Origin of the sequence: Rhizobium leguminosarum (assembly GCF_010668065.1) — a bacterium.
In the GTDB taxonomy this organism is placed as follows: domain Bacteria; phylum Pseudomonadota; class Alphaproteobacteria; order Rhizobiales; family Rhizobiaceae; genus Rhizobium; species Rhizobium leguminosarum_S.
In genome coordinates this window covers 212,045-229,448 of sequence record NZ_WUEN01000007.1, presented here as the reverse complement: position 1 = coordinate 229,448, position 17,404 = coordinate 212,045, and the positions used below count along the sequence as shown (strand labels likewise).

The 17,404-nt window shown below is 63.5% G+C and carries 18 protein-coding genes; 11 read left to right on the top strand and 7 right to left on the bottom strand.

The genetic code is table 11. From position 1 onward, the window contains the following. Positions 1-11 precede the first annotated feature (11 nt). Positions 12-398 carry a VOC family protein gene (locus GR198_RS20790; RefSeq protein ID WP_029873939.1) on the bottom strand — a complete coding sequence of 129 codons (387 nt, stop codon included), beginning with the start codon at positions 396-398 and terminating at the stop codon, positions 12-14. Continuing rightward, positions 395-1,645, bottom strand: coding sequence for an MFS transporter (locus GR198_RS20785; protein WP_029873940.1), 1,251 nt, complete (start codon positions 1,643-1,645; stop codon positions 395-397). The genes GR198_RS20790 and GR198_RS20785 overlap by 4 nt, the downstream gene beginning before the upstream one ends. A 90-nt stretch (positions 1,646-1,735) precedes the next feature. Between GR198_RS20785 and GR198_RS20780 the strand changes: the two genes are divergently transcribed. Continuing rightward, positions 1,736-2,611: a LysR family transcriptional regulator gene (locus tag GR198_RS20780; protein WP_029873941.1), complete on the top strand. Its 876-nt coding sequence runs from the start codon at positions 1,736-1,738 to the stop codon at positions 2,609-2,611. A 4-nt stretch (positions 2,612-2,615) separates the two neighbouring features. Here the strand turns inward: GR198_RS20780 and GR198_RS20775 are convergent, their stop codons facing one another. Beyond that, complete coding sequence (locus GR198_RS20775) at positions 2,616-3,521, bottom strand: LysR family transcriptional regulator (protein ID WP_029873942.1); 906 nt, start codon at positions 3,519-3,521, stop codon at positions 2,616-2,618. A 126-nt stretch (positions 3,522-3,647) separates the two neighbouring features. On the opposite strand from GR198_RS20775, the gene GR198_RS20770 reads away from it, so the two are divergent. The 3 genes from GR198_RS20770 to coaBC all read left to right on the top strand — a co-directional run bounded on the left by GR198_RS20770 (position 3,648) and on the right by coaBC (position 6,632). Then, positions 3,648-4,412 (top strand): SDR family oxidoreductase, encoded by a 765-nt coding sequence (locus GR198_RS20770; RefSeq protein WP_029873943.1) that lies wholly within the window; start codon positions 3,648-3,650, stop codon positions 4,410-4,412. Between the two features lie 135 nt (positions 4,413-4,547). Beyond that, complete coding sequence (locus tag GR198_RS20765) at positions 4,548-5,297, top strand: SDR family oxidoreductase (protein WP_131707824.1); 750 nt, start codon at positions 4,548-4,550, stop codon at positions 5,295-5,297. A gap of 129 nt (positions 5,298-5,426) precedes the next feature. Beyond that, positions 5,427-6,632: a bifunctional phosphopantothenoylcysteine decarboxylase/phosphopantothenate--cysteine ligase CoaBC gene (gene coaBC / locus GR198_RS20760; protein ID WP_164046352.1), complete on the top strand. Its 1,206-nt coding sequence runs from the start codon at positions 5,427-5,429 to the stop codon at positions 6,630-6,632. Between the two features lie 10 nt (positions 6,633-6,642). Here coaBC and GR198_RS20755 read toward each other — a convergent pair whose 3' ends face one another. Further along, the gene (locus GR198_RS20755; protein ID WP_029873946.1) at positions 6,643-7,455 is read right to left on the bottom strand and encodes a class II glutamine amidotransferase; all 813 of its coding nucleotides are present in this window, start codon (positions 7,453-7,455) and stop codon (positions 6,643-6,645) included. A 255-nt stretch (positions 7,456-7,710) separates the two neighbouring features. Between GR198_RS20755 and GR198_RS20750 the strand changes: the two genes are divergently transcribed. The 5 genes from GR198_RS20750 to GR198_RS20730 all read left to right on the top strand — a co-directional run bounded on the left by GR198_RS20750 (position 7,711) and on the right by GR198_RS20730 (position 13,023). Further along, positions 7,711-8,622 (top strand): pirin family protein, encoded by a 912-nt coding sequence (locus GR198_RS20750; RefSeq protein ID WP_003544775.1) that lies wholly within the window; start codon positions 7,711-7,713, stop codon positions 8,620-8,622. A 332-nt stretch (positions 8,623-8,954) separates the two neighbouring features. After that, entirely contained in the window at positions 8,955-9,632 is a 678-nt protein-coding gene (locus tag GR198_RS20745; protein WP_164069513.1) for a FadR/GntR family transcriptional regulator, read from the top strand. Next, positions 9,629-10,921: a CynX/NimT family MFS transporter gene (locus GR198_RS20740; protein WP_164069512.1), complete on the top strand. Its 1,293-nt coding sequence runs from the start codon at positions 9,629-9,631 to the stop codon at positions 10,919-10,921. The genes GR198_RS20745 and GR198_RS20740 overlap by 4 nt, the downstream gene beginning before the upstream one ends. A gap of 101 nt (positions 10,922-11,022) precedes the next feature. Beyond that, complete coding sequence (locus tag GR198_RS20735; protein WP_164069511.1) at positions 11,023-12,555, top strand: S10 family peptidase; 1,533 nt, start codon at positions 11,023-11,025, stop codon at positions 12,553-12,555. A 66-nt stretch (positions 12,556-12,621) separates the two neighbouring features. Then, on the top strand, positions 12,622-13,023 hold the full coding sequence (locus GR198_RS20730) for a GFA family protein (protein WP_029873950.1): 402 nt from the start codon (positions 12,622-12,624) through the stop codon (positions 13,021-13,023). Between the two features lie 26 nt (positions 13,024-13,049). On the opposite strand, the gene GR198_RS20725 is transcribed toward GR198_RS20730, so the two are convergent. Further along, positions 13,050-13,631 carry an Lrp/AsnC family transcriptional regulator gene (locus GR198_RS20725; protein ID WP_029873951.1) on the bottom strand — a complete coding sequence of 194 codons (582 nt, stop codon included), beginning with the start codon at positions 13,629-13,631 and terminating at the stop codon, positions 13,050-13,052. A gap of 27 nt (positions 13,632-13,658) precedes the next feature. Here GR198_RS20725 and GR198_RS20720 point away from each other — a divergent pair, with 27 nt between their 5' ends. Then, on the top strand, positions 13,659-14,045 hold the full coding sequence (locus GR198_RS20720) for a RidA family protein (RefSeq protein WP_164069510.1): 387 nt from the start codon (positions 13,659-13,661) through the stop codon (positions 14,043-14,045). Positions 14,046-14,091: 46 nt separating this feature from the next. Here the strand turns inward: GR198_RS20720 and GR198_RS20715 are convergent, their stop codons facing one another. Beyond that, entirely contained in the window at positions 14,092-14,799 is a 708-nt protein-coding gene (locus GR198_RS20715; protein WP_164069509.1) for a glutathione S-transferase family protein, read from the bottom strand. Between the two features lie 114 nt (positions 14,800-14,913). Between GR198_RS20715 and GR198_RS20710 the strand changes: the two genes are divergently transcribed. Then, entirely contained in the window at positions 14,914-15,804 is an 891-nt protein-coding gene (locus GR198_RS20710; protein WP_164069508.1) for a LysR substrate-binding domain-containing protein, read from the top strand. 3 nt (positions 15,805-15,807) lie between these two features. Here GR198_RS20710 and GR198_RS20705 read toward each other — a convergent pair whose 3' ends face one another. Continuing rightward, positions 15,808-17,391 (bottom strand): peptide chain release factor 3, encoded by a 1,584-nt coding sequence (locus GR198_RS20705; protein WP_011650148.1) that lies wholly within the window; start codon positions 17,389-17,391, stop codon positions 15,808-15,810. Positions 17,392-17,404: the final 13 nt, after the last annotated feature.

Sequence of the window (17,404 nt, the reverse complement as noted above, 5' to 3'; positions counted from 1 at the left end):
TGGGCAGCGCGTCAGGCAATTAGATTGGAGACTTCGAGAAGGTTGCCGTCGGGATCCCTGAAATAGACCGAGCGCAGACGTCCGGTCGCACCGGTGCGTTCGACCGGGCCCTCTTCGATCACAACGCCCGCGGCCTGTAGATCAGCAATGACATCGGCAAGCGGTGTCTCGGCGATGAAGCAGAGGTCGCCGGAGCCGGGTGTGGGACGTTTCGCCTTGGGATCGAATTCGTGGCCGGCCCGATGCAGGTTGATCTTCTGGCGGCCGAATTTCAGCGCCTTGCGGCCTTCCGCGAAGGTTTCGACAGACATGCCGAGGATGCGGGAATAGAAATCGCAGGTGATGGCGATATCGGCGACGGTCAGCACGAGATGATCGAGACGGTCTATGCGGATCATGCTTTTCTCCTCGCGAGGTGCTGGGCAAAACATGCGGAAGCGAAGGCCAATGCCAGCATGGCAAGCGTGAAGATAACGACGGCGGCCCAGCCTTCAACCGCGTAGAACCACCCGCCCGCCGAACCCATGAGGCTGGAGCCGACATAATAGGCGAGCATATAGAGCGACGAGGCGTGCCCTTTGGTGCCACGCGCCAGCTTGCCGACAAGGCCGCTGGCGATCGAATGGCTCATGAAGAAACCGGTCGTGAGCACAATTATACCGAGGATGATGACCGGGAGTGAGGCAAAGAGCGTCAGCGCGCTGCCGGCGGCGGTGAGTACCAGACCGAAGAGAAGCACGGAAAAGTGCCCGATCCGGTCTCCCAGCAGGCCGCCGATCGAAGAGGCGCCGATGCCGAAGAGATAGACGGTGAAGATCAACCCGAGTTCGGTCTGGTTGAGGTCGTAGGGCGGCGCCACAAGGCGGAAACCGGCATAATTGTAGATCGTCACGAAGGAGCCCATTGCCAGGAAGGCGATGGCGAAGATGAAGGGCAACGCCGGATTGCTGAGATGGCCGAACCAAGCCTTGAGATGAAAGTGCGGATCGAAGCCCGGCCGGCGGACGAAATTGCGTGATGGCGGCAGGAGGGCGATGAAGCCGATTGCGGCGGCAAGGCCGATGGCGCCGATGAGAAAAAGCGCCGGACGCCAGGTGAGATATTCGGCGAAGATGCCGGTCAACACGCGTCCGGACATGCCGCCGAAGGCCGTGCCGCCGACATAGAGGCCCATGGTGGCGCCAAGGCCGCGCGGATCGATTTCCTCGGCGAGATAGGCCATGGCGACAGCAGGCACGCCGCCGAGAACGAGGCCCTGCAGGGCGCGGATGACGAGCAGCAGGTGCCAATTCGGGGCAAAGGCGGAGGCAATGGTCAACAATGCCGCCCCAACCAGCGATATCGACATCAGGCTGCGGCGGCCAAGGCCTTCCGAGACGGCGGCGGCACAGACGATGGCGACCGCCAGGAAACCGGTGGAGAGCGAGAGGGACAGCGAGCTTTCGGCCGGACTGACGGAGAATTGCTGCGAGAAGATCGGCAGCAGCGGCTGGACGCAATAGAGCAGCGAGAAGGTGGAGAAGCCGGACAGGAAGAGCGCCAGGCTGGCGCGGCGATAGGCGCCGGTGCCACGGGTCAGGTATTGCTTCTGCCCTGGGATCGCGGTTGTCTCGGCGGTCTTCATTGCATGCGCTGACGTCGGCATATCTCATCCTTCCAGCCTCCGATCTAGTCAACACCACTCCATTTGTCCAATATATGACACTGGCGATTTCGATAGGTTTTGGAGATGGCGATGGAGTTGCGGCACCTGAGATATTTCCTGGCAGTAGCGGAAGAAGGCAATTTCACCCGTGCCGCCGGCAAGCTCGGCATCGGGCAGCCGCCGCTCAGCCAGCAGATCCGCGATCTGGAGACGGAAGTGGGTGCGGCGCTGTTTCATCGCGTGCCGCACGGCGCCGAATTGACGGCGGCGGGCACGGCCTTCCTCGGCGAGGCAAAGGCTTCGCTGGCGGCCGCGGAAAAGGCGAAACTTGCGGCGCAAAGCGCCAATCGCGGCGAGACCGGCCGGCTGTCGCTCGGTTTCACTGCCTCCTCCGCCTTCAATCCCATCGTCAGCACGACGATCCGACGCTTTCGCGCACGCTGGCCGGAGGTGCAACTGTCGCTGACGGAAATGAATACGCTGGCGCTGATGCAGAAGCTGGAACGCGGCGAGCTCGACGCCACCTTCATGCGCCCCAGCCTCGACGATCCCGCCGGCATAAGGCTGCGGCGGCTGCCGGACGAGCCGATGGTGATCGCCCTGCCCGCCAGCCATCTCCTGGCACGGCGCAGTAGCGTGCCGCTTGCGGCGCTGGCAGACGAACCCTTCATCCTCTTTCCCCGGCTCGTGGGCTTGAGCCTCTACGACGATGTCGTGCTTGCCTGCCGCAAGGCCGGATTCGAGCTGACCGTGGCACAGGAGGCACCGCAGATTTCCTCGGTCGTCAATCTGGTGGCGGCCGATCTCGGCGTCTCGATCGTGCCGGCTTCGATTTCGCAGATCAAGCTCGAAGGTGTGGCCTACCGGCCGATCGAGGGGCCGCCGGCCGTGGCGCGCCTGGCGCTGGCGATCCTGAAAACACATCGCTCGCCGGTCACCGAGAACCTGATCAGCTTGCTGAACTGATGAATTAACCCACCGGATCCCAATAGGGCGGATCACCAAAACTCTTCTTCAGGTGGTCGGCGATGGCACGGAGCTTGGCGGAGGGATTTCGGCCTTCGGGATGGGCCATATAGATGAATTCGGCCTCCGGCCTATGGCCGACATCGATTTCGGCAAGCCGGCAATCGCGGATGGCCGGGCCGGCGATGAAGGCAGGCAGCAGCGCGATGCCGAGCCCGGCAATCGCGGCGTCGCGGAGCATGTCGCCATTGTTGATGCCGAGCGCCAGTTTCGCGCGGACGACGATCGCCCCGTCGGGCGTCTGGAAGCGCCAGTCGGCAACGCCGCGATTGGTGTAGAAGATGCCGCGATGGCTGTTGAGATCAGCCAGCGACGACGGAATTCCCTGGCGCGCGAGATAATCCGGCGAGGCGCAGAGAAGACGGCGGCTGCGCGTGAGTTTCCAGGCGACCAGCCGGCTATCGGCGATCGGGCCGTTGCGGATAATGGCATCGTAGCCGTCCGAGGCGGCATCGACGCGCCGGTCATCGATGTCGAGGGTCAATTCGATCTCGGGATGTTCGGCAAGAAACGGATAAAGCGCCGGGCCGAGATGCATGCGGCCGAAGGTGACGGGGGCGGCGATGCGGATCGGGCCTGACAGCGTTCCGCGCCGCTCGGCCATATCTGCCGCGGCTTCCTCGATCTCGCGCACGATGCGCGCGGCGCGCCCGAGGAAGACCGCGCCATCCTCCGTCAAGGTGAGCTTGCGCGTCGTTCGGTGCAGCAGCACGCCGCCGAGCGACTTCTCCAGTTCCGCCAGCCTTTCGCTGACGACAGATTTGGACAGCCGCAGACGCCGGGCCGCCTCGCTGACCGAGCCCGCCTCAACCACGGCGACGAAAGCCGCAATACCTTCGATCCTGATCATCGTTCGGCTTTTCCGAATTCGAGTTCCTCGATCTGGAGACTAATCCGAACGAAGGGAAAATGCCATCTTCCACTCATCAAAAGGGACGGCAGGGGCCGCCTCGCCTTAAATCTAGGAGATGGAACCATGAACCGCTTGAACAACAAGGTCGCAATCGTCACCGGCGCAAGCTCCGGAATCGGCCGCGCCACGGCAAAGCTCTTCGCCGCCGAAGGCGCCAAGGTCGTCGTCGGCGCCCGCCGCCAGGGCGAACTCGACAGTCTCGTCGCCGAGATCAAGGCAGAGGGGGGCGACGCCATCGCCATTGCCGGCGACGTGCGCTCGGAAGACTATCACAAGGCGCTGGTCGCCGCCGCCGTGACGAATTGCGGCAAGCTCGATATCGCCTTCAACAATGCCGGCACGCTCGGCGAAGCCGGTCCGAGCACCGCCGTTTCGGAAACAGGCTTCAGCGAGGCGCTGGCGATCAATCTGACGGCCTCCTTCCTCGCCGCCAAGCACCAGATCGGCGCAATGGTGGAAAATGGCGGCGGCTCGGTGATCTTCACCTCAACCTTCGTCGGCTACAGCTTCGCCTTTCCAGGCGTTGCCGCCTATGCCGCCAGCAAATCCGGGCTGATCGGCCTGACGCAGGCGCTTGCCGCCGAATTCGGCCAGCAGGGCGTGCGCGTCAATGCCATCCTGCCGGGTGCTGTTGATACCGACATGTATCGGGACATGAACGATACGCCTGAGAAGCAGGCCTTCGTCACCAATCTGCATGCGCTGAAGCGTGTCGCGACACCCGAAGAACTCGCCCGCTCGGTTCTCTATCTCGCCTCCGACGATGCGAGCTTCGTCACCGGCACGGCCTCGCTGGTCGACGGTGGCGCTTCGATCACCCGCACCTGAAATGGCGCGGCACGATTATCCGCTGCGGGTCGGTGATCCTTCAATGCGCCGGCTTATCGTGCCGCTTTTTTCAGAGCATTCTCGCATTGAGCAACAACGGGTCGCGGCCCAGCATTCGATCAAAGGAACGTCATCATGTCACGCCTGCAGAACAAGACAGCCCTCATCACCGGCGGCACCAGCGGCATCGGTCTCGAGACCGCCCGCCAGTTCATCGCCGAGGGCGCCCGCGTCGTCGTTACCGGCAGCAGCGCGGCAAGCGTCGAGGCGGCCCGCGCCGAACTTGGCGGCGAAGCCACCGTCATCCAGGCCGATGCCGGCAATGCGGCCGGCCAGAAGGCCGTCGCCGAGAGCGTGAGAGAGGCTTTCGGCACACTCGACATCCTCTTCATCAACGCCGGGGTCGCCGAATTCGGGCCGCTGGAACAGTGGAGCGAAGCCGCCTTCGACAAGTCAGTTGATATCAACGTCAAGGGCCCGTTCTTCCTGATTCAGTCGCTGCTGCCAATTTTTTCGAAGCAGGCCGCGATCGTGCTCAACACCTCGATCAACGCCCATATCGGCATGCCGAACTCCAGCGTCTACTCGCTGACGAAGGGTGCGTTGCTGACGCTTGCCAAGACCCTGTCGGGCGAACTGATCGGCCGCGGCATCCGCGTCAACGCCGTCAGCCCCGGTCCAATCGCCACGCCGCTTTACAGCAAGCTCGGCGCTTCGGAAGCCCAATCGAAGGCGATGACTGCGCAGATCCAGGCTCAGATCCCGGTCGGCCGCTTCGGAAATCCCAGCGAAGTCGCCAAGACGATCGTCTTCCTCGCCTCCGATGAGGCGGCCTATATCGTCGGCAGCGAACTCATCATCGACGGCGGGATGAGCAACCTCTGACCCCACGAGCGCGGCGGACACCAGCTGCCGCGCTGCTTGCCGGCTTCGGCATGTCGCCCGCGCGATTGCATGTTCTTCGCCAAAGGCTTAGGGTCGAGGGCGGTCAGAAAAGGCAACGGGAAGAAGGCCATGGCTCTCAGCGGCAAACGCATCCTCCTCATCATCTCCGGCGGCATCGCGGCCTACAAGAGCCTGGATCTGATCCGCCGGCTGCGCGAGCGCGGCGCGAGCGTGCGCCCTGTCATGACCAAGGGCGCGCAGGAATTCGTCACGCCGCTTGCCGTCGGTGCGCTGGCGGCGGACCATGTCTTCCTCGATCTGTTTTCGCGCCAGGACGAACAGGATATCGGCCATATCCGGCTGGCGCGCGACTGCGACCTCGTGCTGATCGCTCCTGCCACCGCCGACCTGATGGCGAAGATGGCGAATGGGCTTGCCGACGATCTCGCCTCGACCGTGCTTCTGGCGACCAACAGGCCGGTGCTTGCCGCACCGGCGATGAATCCGGCCATGTGGGCGCATCCGGCGACGCGGCGGAATGCGGCGATGCTGAGAGCCGACGGCATCCACTTCGTCGGGCCGATGGCCGGCGAGATGGCGGAAAGCCGGGAGGCCGGGCTTGGCCGGATGGCGGAACCGCTGGAGATCGTCGCTGCGGCCGAAACCATGCTCGACGACGGAGAAAAGCCGCTCAAGGGACGCAAGGCAATCGTGACGTCGGGACCGACGCATGAGCCGATCGATCCCGTGCGCTATATCGCCAACCGCTCCTCCGGCCGGCAGGGACATGCGATCGCCGCAGCCCTGGCAAAGCTCGGAGCGGAGGTGACCCTCGTGTCCGGGCCAGTGACGATCGCCGATCCCGTCGGCGTCAGCGTCGTGCATGTCGAGCGGGCGGAGGAAATGCGTGATGCCGTGCTTGCGGCGCTGCCGGCCGACATCGCGGTGATGGTCGCGGCGGTTGCTGACTGGCGCGTCGCCTCGGCGGCCGACCAGAAGCTGAAGAAACATCCGGGCGAATCCATCCCGACGCTGGCGCTGACCGAGAATCCGGACATCCTGAAAACCGTCGGCCATCATACGATGCGGCCGAAGCTGGTGATCGGCTTTGCCGCCGAGACGCAGGACGTCGAAAGCAATGCGAAGGCGAAACTCGAGAGAAAAGGCGCCGACATGATCGTCGCCAATGACGTCTCTCCCGCGACCGGCATCATGGGCGGCAGCCGCAACCGCGTCAAACTCGTTCGCCGCGACGGCGTCGAGCAATGGCCTGACCTGGCGAAGGAAGAGGTCGCCGAACGACTCGCGGCACTGATCGCCAAGCAGTTCAGTTAACGCCGAGGGATCAGGCTGGAACGACGACGCGCTGCGATTTGACGGCCGCCCGTTTGCCCGGTCGAAAATCCGCGACGTCGATTCCTCCTTCGTCGACCGTGACGGCGCTGCCGTTCGGGATCTCGGCCCAGGCATCGCCATCGTCGTTCAGCGGCTCCGACACAAGACAATAGCCCTTGCCGACCGGCGAGGCATAAAGAGTCGGCGCCTTGCGATCGGTCGCATAACGGATGGCATAAAGCGCCTTGCCGTCGGAGAAGGCAGCGGTAAAGCGCAGCAGCACCGAGCCGATGGTGTTTTCCGCCAGGTCCTCGATGAAGCCGATCATTTCCGCCATCGCGGCGATCGGCGCTTCGCGCAGGCCGAACTGCAGCGCCAGCAGGAACATCAGCTCGGAATCGGTGGTGCCACCGCGGGCATTGAACAAGTCGTCGTCGAGCATCGCCTCCATCGGCCGGCGCAGACGCTCGAAGCCGGAGACCTGGCCATTGTGCATGAAGGACCAGCTCTCATGGGTAAAGGGATGGCAATTGTCGCGGCGCGTACCGCCGCCCGTGGCAGCGCGGACATGGGCGAGGAAGAGCGGCGAACGGATCTGCCGCGCCAGGCTCTTCAGATTGCAATCCGACCATGCGGGCAGGATATCGCGGTAGCGGCCGGGCTCAGGCCTGTCGCCATACCAGGCGATGCCGAAGCCATCGCCATTCGTCGCCGTCTTGGCGCGGGTGGCGCAATGCGACTGCTCGATCAGGGAATGGGCGGGCGAGGATACCAACTCCTCGAGATAGAGGGGGTCTCCGCGATAGGCTGCCCAGCGACACATGGCTCTTTGCTCCGGAACCCGCCGCATCGGCGGGAATGCTGAAACGCAACTGAATTGTCGAATGTCGTCGCTAATAACAGCTTAACGCCCGGCCGGTTTGCAAGTGAAACATGACGATTTCTTGACGCCTGACCTCTTCAAATTCGGCAAAACGCAGTGTTCTTTTGTGAACACTGCGTTGTCTGCCCCGCAGACTTCGCGCCCGGCAGCCGGGCGGCTATAGTCGCCGCCAAGTTGAACCTCTAGGAGGACGCCATGTCGATCCGCCCCGTCAAGCATGAAAGTACTGCCACACCGACCATGGAAGGTGCCGGCGTCAAGCTGCACCGCGTCTTCGGCTTCGGCGATCCCGCGATGACCGATCCCTTCCTGATGATGGATGATTTCCGCAACGACAATCCGGCGGAATATATCCGCGGTTTTCCCTGGCATCCGCATCGCGGCATCGAGACGATCACCTATGTGCTTGCCGGCACCGTCGAGCACGGCGACAGCTTGGGCAATAGCGGCCTGCTCGGCGCCGGCGACATCCAGTGGATGACAGCCGGCAGCGGCATCATGCACCAGGAAATGCCGAAGGGCGATTTTGCCGGCCGTATGCACGGCTTCCAGCTCTGGGCGAACTTGCCCTCCTCGCTGAAGATGACGGCGCCGCGCTACCAGGACGTCAAATCCACCGATATTCCTGTCGTCGTCGATGATGACGGCACGGCGGTGCGGGTGATCTGCGGCGATTTCTGGGGTAAGGCCGGTCCGGTCGATGGCGTCGCGGCCGAGCCGATCTATCTCGACGTTTCGGTGCCGCCCGGCCGGAAGAAGCGCCTGCCAGTCGATACCTACCGCAATGCCTTCGCCTATATCTTCGCCGGCTCCGGCACCTTCCGCGATGCATCGAAACCCTTCGGCGTGCGCGTCGAGAAGGAAGTCGACGGCGAGGAATTGAATATCCGCGACATGTCCGGCAACCGCACGCTCGTGGTCTTCGACAGCGGCGACGAAGTGACGGTGCAGGCAGGCGACCAGGGCATCCGTTTCCTGCTTGTCTCCGGCAAGCCGATCGAGGAGCCGGTTGCCTGGCACGGCCCGATCGTGATGAATTCGCGCGAGGAAATCATGCAGGCGATGCGCGAACTGCAGAACGGCACCTTCATCAAAGCTGCGCACTGAACGCATTTCTCTCTTGCATCTCAGAAGAATCAGCCTAACTTTAAGTCATCAGCAACAGAACGAAAGGAAGGTGATCCAATGTCTAATGAGATTTCGGACCTCGTAACGGGCATGGAAGAGGTGACGAAGGCGAGGCAGCCCTCGCTCTAATCCCCGCCTTCCTAGGGCTGCATAGACAGTCCAGGCCAGTTTGAGGCCAAACTCATGGAAAGGGTCGCTGAGGCGGCCCTTTTTTATTGTCTTGATGTCCTTATTGTCTCGATGCCAGGCGTTGACGGAAGATCGAAATCCCACTACTCATAAAGTCATCAGATGACTTTATGAGTAGTGGGATGCGAGCACTCAGCAAGACCAATCTCGCCGATGAGGCGATCGAGGCGATCCGCGGCGACATTCTTGGCAAACGCTGGGCGGTCGGCGAGAAATTGCCGAATGAAGCCTCGCTGTCGGCCATGCTTTCCGTCAGCCGCGGCACGGTGCGCGAGGCGGTTCGGGTCCTCGTCTCCCAGGGTTATCTCGAAACAAGGCAGGGTTCGGGAACCTATGTCCGCGCCACCAGCGATGCCGGCCGGCCGCTGACGATGGCGCGGCGCGCCAGCCTGCGTGACCAGTTCGAGGCGCGCTTGGCGCTCGACGTCGAGGCCGCCCGGCTGACGGCGATCCGCAAGACGCCGGAAACGGTTGCCGGGCTTCGCAGGCTGCTAGCCGAACGCGGCAATTACGACGGCGGCAACCAGGCCGCCTTCATCGAACGCGACCTCGCCTTCCACAAGGCCATCATCGCCGCTTCGGGTAACCGGGCGATGATCGAGATCTACGATTTCTTTTCGGCTTCGATCGCCGATACCATCGCCGCGACGCTCGGCAAGGATATTCCGGAACCCGATATGCAGGCGCATGCCGATATCGTCGACGCCATCGAAACCGGCGATCCCGACAGGGCGGATGCGGCGGTGCGCCGCTTCATGGCGCCGGTTCTTGCCGCACTCGAGCGGATGATCCTGTCATGAACACGCCTGCCAACGATGCCACCAGCGCGCTCGACGCCGCCGACGAACTGCTGATCGATGCCGAGGCCGGCAGCCTTCCACCGCCGCAGGCAACGCCGGTGCGAGGAACTGCCGGTCGTTTTCTGCTGGGCGCGAGCCTGGTGCTGATCGCCTTCAACCTGCGCCCGGTCTTCTCGAGCGCCTCGGCGCTGCTGCCGGAAATCCGCTCCGAACTCGGCCTCAGCGCGCTTGGCGCCAGCCTGCTGACGACGCTTCCGGTCGTCTGCCTCGGCGCCTTCTCGCCGCTTGCGCCTCGTCTTGCCCAGCGCTTCGGGACTGAACGCACGCTGCTCGGTGTTCTCCTGCTTCTGGCCCTCGGTACTGGTTTGCGCGGGCTTTCCTCCATACCGCTGCTCTTCATCGGCACGGCCCTTGCCGGCGCCTGCATTGCCGTCGGCAACGTGTTGCTGCCGGGGCTGGTGAAGCGGGATTTCGCCGGGCGCGCCGCGCTGATGACCGGCTTCTACACGATGGCGCTTTGCGCCGGCGCGGCAAGTGCCGCCGGGCTGACACTGCCGATCGAGCATGGGCTCGGCGGCTCCCTCGAAGGCGCGCTCGCCATCTGGGCACTGCCGGCGCTCGTCGTCAGCCTGCTCTGGTTGCCTGAGGTTCTCCGCAGCGGCAGACAGACAAGACGAAACGGCTTTCGCGTCGAAGGCCTCTGGCGCGACCGGCTCGCCTGGCAGGTGACGCTGTTCATGGGGCTGCAATCCGCACTTGCCTATTGCGTCTTCGGCTGGCTGGTTCCGATCTTGCGCGAACGCGGGCTCGACGGCGTCACTGCCGGGGCGATCGTTTCGCTGTCGGTGATGGTGCAGGCGGCATCCTGCCTGATCGTGCCGCATATCGCGGTGCGCGGTCGGGACCAGCGGCTAATCAATGCGAGCCTCTGCGGCGTCGCCGTCATTGCTCTGCTCGGCCTGCTCTTCGCGCCGCTTTCGACGGTCTGGCTGTGGGCGGTGCTGCAGGGCATCGGCCAGGGCGGGCTGATCGCAGCGGCCATGACGACGATCGTGCTGCGCTCGCGCGATCCCGATGTCGCCGCCCATCTTTCCGGCATGGCGCAATGCGTCGGTTACCTGCTCGCCGCCATCGGCCCGCTCATCGTCGGCCTCATCCGCGGCTGGACCGGAAGTTTTTCCTGGTGCGCGGCCCTCTTCGTTGCGCTCGGGCTGGGCGCGGCGATCAACGGCTGGAAGGCCGGCCGGGCGGTGGAGATCAATGTCCATGCGGTCGAAAAAGACGGTTGAGCCGTTCGCTCACCTATCCATCACCATCTCTTGATGCCGGTCGTCGGCAGCGGATGCTACGCTATCTCAGCCTCTCATTCCCGATCGCCGGAGGAGACATCTTGCGCATACGAACCCTGTTTCTGCTCGCCGCGCTTGTAGCATCGCTGGCCCCTGCCCTTTCCCATGCGCAGGAAAGCGATCCACCGAGGGCGAATGCCCAAAGCGGCGCGCGCGGCGGCGTATTGAAGCTGCTGCCGGCCGATTCCGTCACAGAGCACGCGCTGACGATCGGCGACCGGAAGCTTGCCTATACTGCCACCGCCGGCACGCTGGATCTCTTCGGCCAGGACGGGGCGCAGACCGGCGCGATCTTCTACACCGCCTATGTCGCGCGGGATGGCGGGCCGGACCGGCCTCTGACCTTTGCCTTCAACGGCGGGCCGGGTGCTGCTTCCGCCTTCCTGCATCTCGGGCTGGTCGGGCCGAGGGTGCTCGATTTCGGGCCGGACGGACGCGACGGCGCCAATGCGAAACTCGTCGACAACCCGCAAAGCTGGCTCGATTTCACCGACCTCGTGCTGATCGATCCGATCGGCACCGGCTGGAGCCGGACGGCGAGGGCCGACGACACCTCCAATTATTATAACGTCAGTGCCGATGCTGAGAGCATCGCCAAGGCGATCGCGCTCTATGTCGCGCACAACAACCGTTCCAACTCGCCGAAATATCTTCTCGGCGAGAGTTATGGCGGCTTCCGCGCCGCCAAGGTCGCCTCGGCGCTTCAGGAAAGCCAGGGCATCATCGTCGCCGGAGCGGTGATGCTTTCCCCCTTGCTCGAGGGTCAGCTGATGTTCAATGCCGATCAGTTCCCGCTCGGTGCAGCACTAGAGCTGCCGTCGCTCGCCGCCGCCGAACTCGACCGACACAAGGCCTTTGACGAAGAGAAGCAGAAGGCGGCCGAGACCTTCGCGCTCGGGGACTATCTGACGACGCTCGCCGGGCCGCCGCCGACGGGTGCCGAGGCCTCCGCCTTCTATGGCAGGATCGCCCGCCTGACGGGCATTCCCGAGGATATCGTCACCCGCAACCGCGGCTTCCTCGGCAGTTCCTTCGTCAAACATTCCGACGCCGGTAGCGGCGAGGTGATGAGCTCTTACGACGCCTCCTTTGCAGCACCCGATCCCTATCCGGAATCGGATTACGATCGCGGCGACGACGCCATCCTCGACGGTTTCACCCGCGCCTATGGCGGCGCCTTTGCCGATTACGCCCGCAACGAACTCGGTTTCAGGACCGAGATGACCTATTCGCTGCTCGACCGCGATATCAGCCGGCGCTGGGAATGGGGCGGCGGGCGCGGCGGCGGATCGCGCTTCCAGGCCAGCGCCACCGACGACATCAGGCAGCTGCTCGCCGCGAACCAGGCCTTCCATCTGCTGATCGCACATGGCTACAGCGATGTGGTGACGCCTTATGGCGTCAGCCGCTACGTGGTCGACCATCTGCCGCCCTCGCTCGCCAGTGGCCGTGTCAGACTGAAGCTTTATCGCGGCGGCCATATGTTTTATACAAGAGCTGAACAGCGGGCCGCCTTCACGGCGGATGCAAAGGCCTTCTACGCCACACACCCTGCCGCTCAGCCGGCCGACTAACGCGTGGCGATGTCTTGTCGCTAAACCGCTGTACAGTTTTGCGCGACATGCTTTGGGGACTTGCCGATGCATATTACCGGAGGATGCCACTGCGGCGCGATCCGCTATCAGGCGGAGATCGACCCGGAGCGGGTCTCGATCTGCCATTGCACCGATTGCCAGCGGTTGACGGGCTCGGCCTATCGCATCACCGCGCCGGCGCGGCCGGGAAGTTTCACGCTCACTTCAGGCGAGCCGAGAGGCTACGCAAAATATGGCGATAGCGGTGGTCTCAGCCGGCAGTTCTTCTGCCCGAATTGCGGATCGCCACTCTACCGCACGGACGGCGACGGCGGCGGGTTCGGCATCCGCCTCGGCAGCATCGATCAGCGGCAGGAACTGGTGCCGAAGAAACAGATATGGTGCCGCTCGGCCCTGCCCGGGGTGGAGAATATCGAAACGCTTCCGCGCTTCGAGGGCGAGGATTAGGCTGGCCTCGGCTTAATACCCCGCCTTTATTCCGGCATAGGCATGTCCGGCCAGCTATCTGTCACGCCGGCCTGTACCGGGCGCTCCAGATAGGTGGATAGGGCGATATAGCTGCGGGTGCCGGTGACACCGGGAACGGCGTGGATCTGGGCGAGAAAAGCTTCCAAGGCCTGCGGGCTGGCGGTGCGGACCTTGAAGAGAACGCTGGCGTCGCCGGCGACCGAATGCATCTCCTCGACCTCGGGAAACTGCAGAACCTGCATCAGCCGCTCGCTCTTGCCCCAGCCGGCCGCCTCCACATGCACGAAGGCAAGCAGCGGCTTGCCAAGCGCTGCGCCATCCAGTGCGGCATGCACGCCTTTGATGGCACCGGATTGTCTCAGGCGGCGCACACGCTCATGCACGGCCGGCGCCGACAGGCCAACTGCTTCGCCAAGCCTGGCATAACTCTGGCTGCTGTCGGCGGCGAGCGCGGCTAATATTCTTCGGTCGAATGCATCGATGACCGGCTGCTGCCTGCGTCCCTGCCGAAGACCGTCTGTATTTTTCGCCATTCCGCAAACTCCCCTTTCTGCCGAAGAATAATCGCCGATACTGGCATTCTTCAACAGAATATTCGGAAGAGAGGAAAACTCATGGAGCTGATCGCGCACAATCTGGCAAACGGGATCTATGCAGCGAGCCCTGATTACATCCATGCGCTGGAGGTCAGGCATCCATCCCGGCTGCTCTTCGTCAGCGGCACCATGGGTCTCGATCAACAGGGAATGGCGGCGGCCGATCTGGAAGGCCAGCTGGAGCTCATCTGGTCCAATCTGCGCGCCATCCTCACGTCCGCTGATATGACGGTGGACAATATCGTGCGACTGACGAGCTATCTCAGCGACGGCGCCTTTGTGGAGGCGAACCAGAATGCCCGTGTTCGGGCGCTTGGCGGCCGCGCCGTGCCGACCACGGCGATCATCGTCGAAACGCTGCGCGACGACTGGCTCGTCGAGATCGAGATCATCGCCGCCGGCTGACCGGCACATTGGCCATCGCACCCGAGGGGTGCGATGGCCGCGGCGATCAAGCCGCCTGTTTCAACAGGCCGAGCGCCTCGGCCAGATCGACCTCGCCGCGGAAACCGCCGCTGCTTTTCGCGTCCTGCCGATGCTCGATCGCATGGGCAAAACGCACGGCCGGTTCCTGCTGCATGCGCTCATAGAGGCGATGCAGGCCGGGAAACTGCCGGCGGTCGACGACCTGGTGAAAGTCGTTCCAGCGGGCGATGCCGACGAAATAGGCATCCGCCAGGCTCGGCCCATTGCCGAGAAGCCATTCGCGACCTTCGAGCAGACGCTCCAGCGTATGATGCGCCTTTTCGACCGCCGCGATTCCATAGGCGGTGAGGACCTGTTTCTCTTCCGGCTCCATTGGATGCTCGATCGCATACCAGAGCGGGCCGAAGGCCTTGAAGAAGGTGGTGTTGAGAAAGGAGAGCATCTGGTTCAGGCGATCGAAATCCGCCGACCCCTGCACAAAACCCAGACCTTTGCCAATCGTGCCGGCGCCGATATGGTGGAGGATCGCCATGCTTTCGCTGATCGTCCTGCCATCTTCGAGCAGCAGCGACGGCGTTTCGCCGACCATGTTGATCCGCTTGTATTCTTCACTGGAGACTATTTCCGGCATCTCGACGCGGCAGAGCCGATAAGGCAGGCCGGACCATTCCAACGCGACGATCGAGCCGAAGGAGCAGCCCTCCGGCACGCCGTAAAACAATATGGGTGACATCAATCGTTCCTTTCAGAATTGAACCCGTTTGGACACGTTGAATGTGTAGATGTGGACGATCCCGCGGTAGAGCCTATAAATGCATCGCAATGTCCACATATCTGGAAGCTGGCGATGGCGCTTTTCAACCTCAACGACCTCCATCTTTTCGTGCAGGCCGTCGACAGCGGCAGCTTTACGGCCGCCGCAAGGCATCTCGGCATTCCGAAATCGACAGTGAGCAAGCGGGTTGCAGAACTGGAGACCCGGCTTGGCGTCCGGCTGATCCAGCGCACGTCGCGAAGCTTCGCGCTGACCGAGCTCGGCCGGGAATTCTTTCAGCATGCCCAGGCCTCGATCATCGAGGCGGAGATGGCCGAGGGCATCGTGCGGCGGCATCTGGCCGAACCCGCCGGCAGTGTTCGCCTGACCGCCTCGGTGCCGACCGCGCAATTTACCTTGGCGGAGCATCTGCCGGCGCTGGCGGCGCGCTATCCGAAGCTCCGGCTTTCCGTGCACGTAACGGACCGTTTCGTCGATATCGTCCAGGAAGGGTTCGACATCGCGTTGCGCAGCCACCGTGGGCCACTGCCGGATTCGGCGCTGGTGCAGCGGAAGCTCGCCAGCCATCCCTTCTACATTCTCGCCTCGCCGGATTATGTCAGCGCCCATGGCGAACCGCACCTGCCGGAGGAGCTGGCACAGCATGCGACGATCATGACCAGCCTGACGGAGGACCAATGGCGGCTTTACTCGGGCGGCGACGAGGCTCTCGTCGCGCTGCATTCCGTCATGGCGGCGGATGAGCCTTATGTCTTGATGGAAATGGCCATGTCGGGGCTCGGCATTACCTGCCTGCCGACATCCGTCTGCCGCAAGGCGCTGGCCGACGGGCGGCTGGTGCGGGTGCTGCCGGAATGGACGGCCGGCAGCATCGAGACGACGATCCTGATGCCGCACCGGCGCGGCCAACTGCCGGCAGTGCGCGCCGTCGTCGATTTCCTGGCCGAACGGCTTGGCGGTTAGCTATCACGCCGCCTTGGCGGCGTGATATTCCTTGATCGCGACCATCTTGATCGCCGGATGGCGCTCGGACTCGTAACGCAGCGAGAACCCGTCCTGGGCGAGGAAGACCGGATCGCCGTCGAGATCGCGGGCGATATCGCCGCGTTTGACGGTGAGGAATTTCTCGAGATCGGCCGGCTGCTCGGCCGAGATCCAGCGGCAGACGGAAAAACGCGACATTTCGAAGGAGACCGGCAGGCCGTATTCGGCCATCAGCCGCTCCTTCAAGACGTCGAGCTGCAGGGCGCCGACGACGCCGACGATCGCCGGCGAGCCGTCTTCCGGCGAAAACAGCTGGACGACGCCTTCTTCGGCCATCTGCTGCAGGGCTTCCTTCAACTTCTTCGCCTTCATCGCGTCTTCCAGGCGCACGCGGCGCAGGATCTCCGGCGAGAAGTTCGGCACACCCTGGAAGACCAGCGATTCACCCTCGGTCAGCGTATCGCCGATCCGGAGCGTGCCGTGGTTGGGAATACCGACGACGTCGCCGGCATAGGCGGTGTCGGCGAGCTGGCGCTGCGAGGCGAAGAAGAATTGCGGCGCCGTCAGGCCGAGCTGTTTGCCGGTGCGGGCAAGCCTTGCCTTCATGCCACGCTCGAGCTTGCCGGAGCAGATGCGGGCAAAGGCGATGCGGTCGCGGTGGTTGGGGTCCATATTGGCCTGGATCTTGAAGACGAAGGCCGTCATCTTGTCGTCGGTCGCATGCACGGTCCTGGTATCGGCGACCTGGTCACGCGGCGGCGGCGCGAAATCGCCGAGCGCGTTGATGAGGTCGCGAACGCCGTAATTGCGCAGCGCCGAGCCGAAGAAAACCGGCGTCATATGGCCTTCCAGGAAGGCCTGGCGGTCGAAGGGACGGCAGGCCTCGATCGCCAGCTCGGTCTCCTCGACGAAGACCTGGCGCTCGTTTTCCGGCAGCCTGCCGGCCACGCTTTGCGGGCCATTGACCGGCGTTCCCTCGATTTCGGTATCCGAACCGCGCACCGTGTTGGCGGCGATATTGTACGAGCCGCAAAAGGTCTTCGAGCGGCCGATCGGCCAGGTGATCGGCGCCGTATCCAGCGCCAGCTTCTCTTCGACCTCGTCGAGGATCTCGAAGGGATCGCGGCTTTCGCGGTCCATCTTGTTGATGAAGGTGATGATCGGGATATCGCGCATGCGGCAGACTTCGAAAAGCTTCAGCGTGCGCGGCTCGATGCCCTTGGCGGCATCGATGACCATGACGGCGGCGTCGACGGCGGTCAGCGTGCGATAGGTGTCGTCGGCGAAATCCTCGTGACCCGGCGTGTCGAGGATGTTGAAGACGTTATCGTTATATTCGAAGGTCATCACCGAGGTGACGACGGAGATGCCGCGTTCGCGCTCGATCTTCATCCAGTCGGAGCGCGTCTGCATGCGATCCTTCTTCGCCTTGACTTCGCCGGCAAGCTGAATGGCGCCGCCGAACAGCAGCAGCTTTTCGGTGAGCGTCGTCTTACCCGCGTCCGGGTGGGCGATAATAGCGAATGTGCGGCGGCGGGAAACCGCCTCGGCGAGACTTTCGGCCATGCTTGTAAATCCT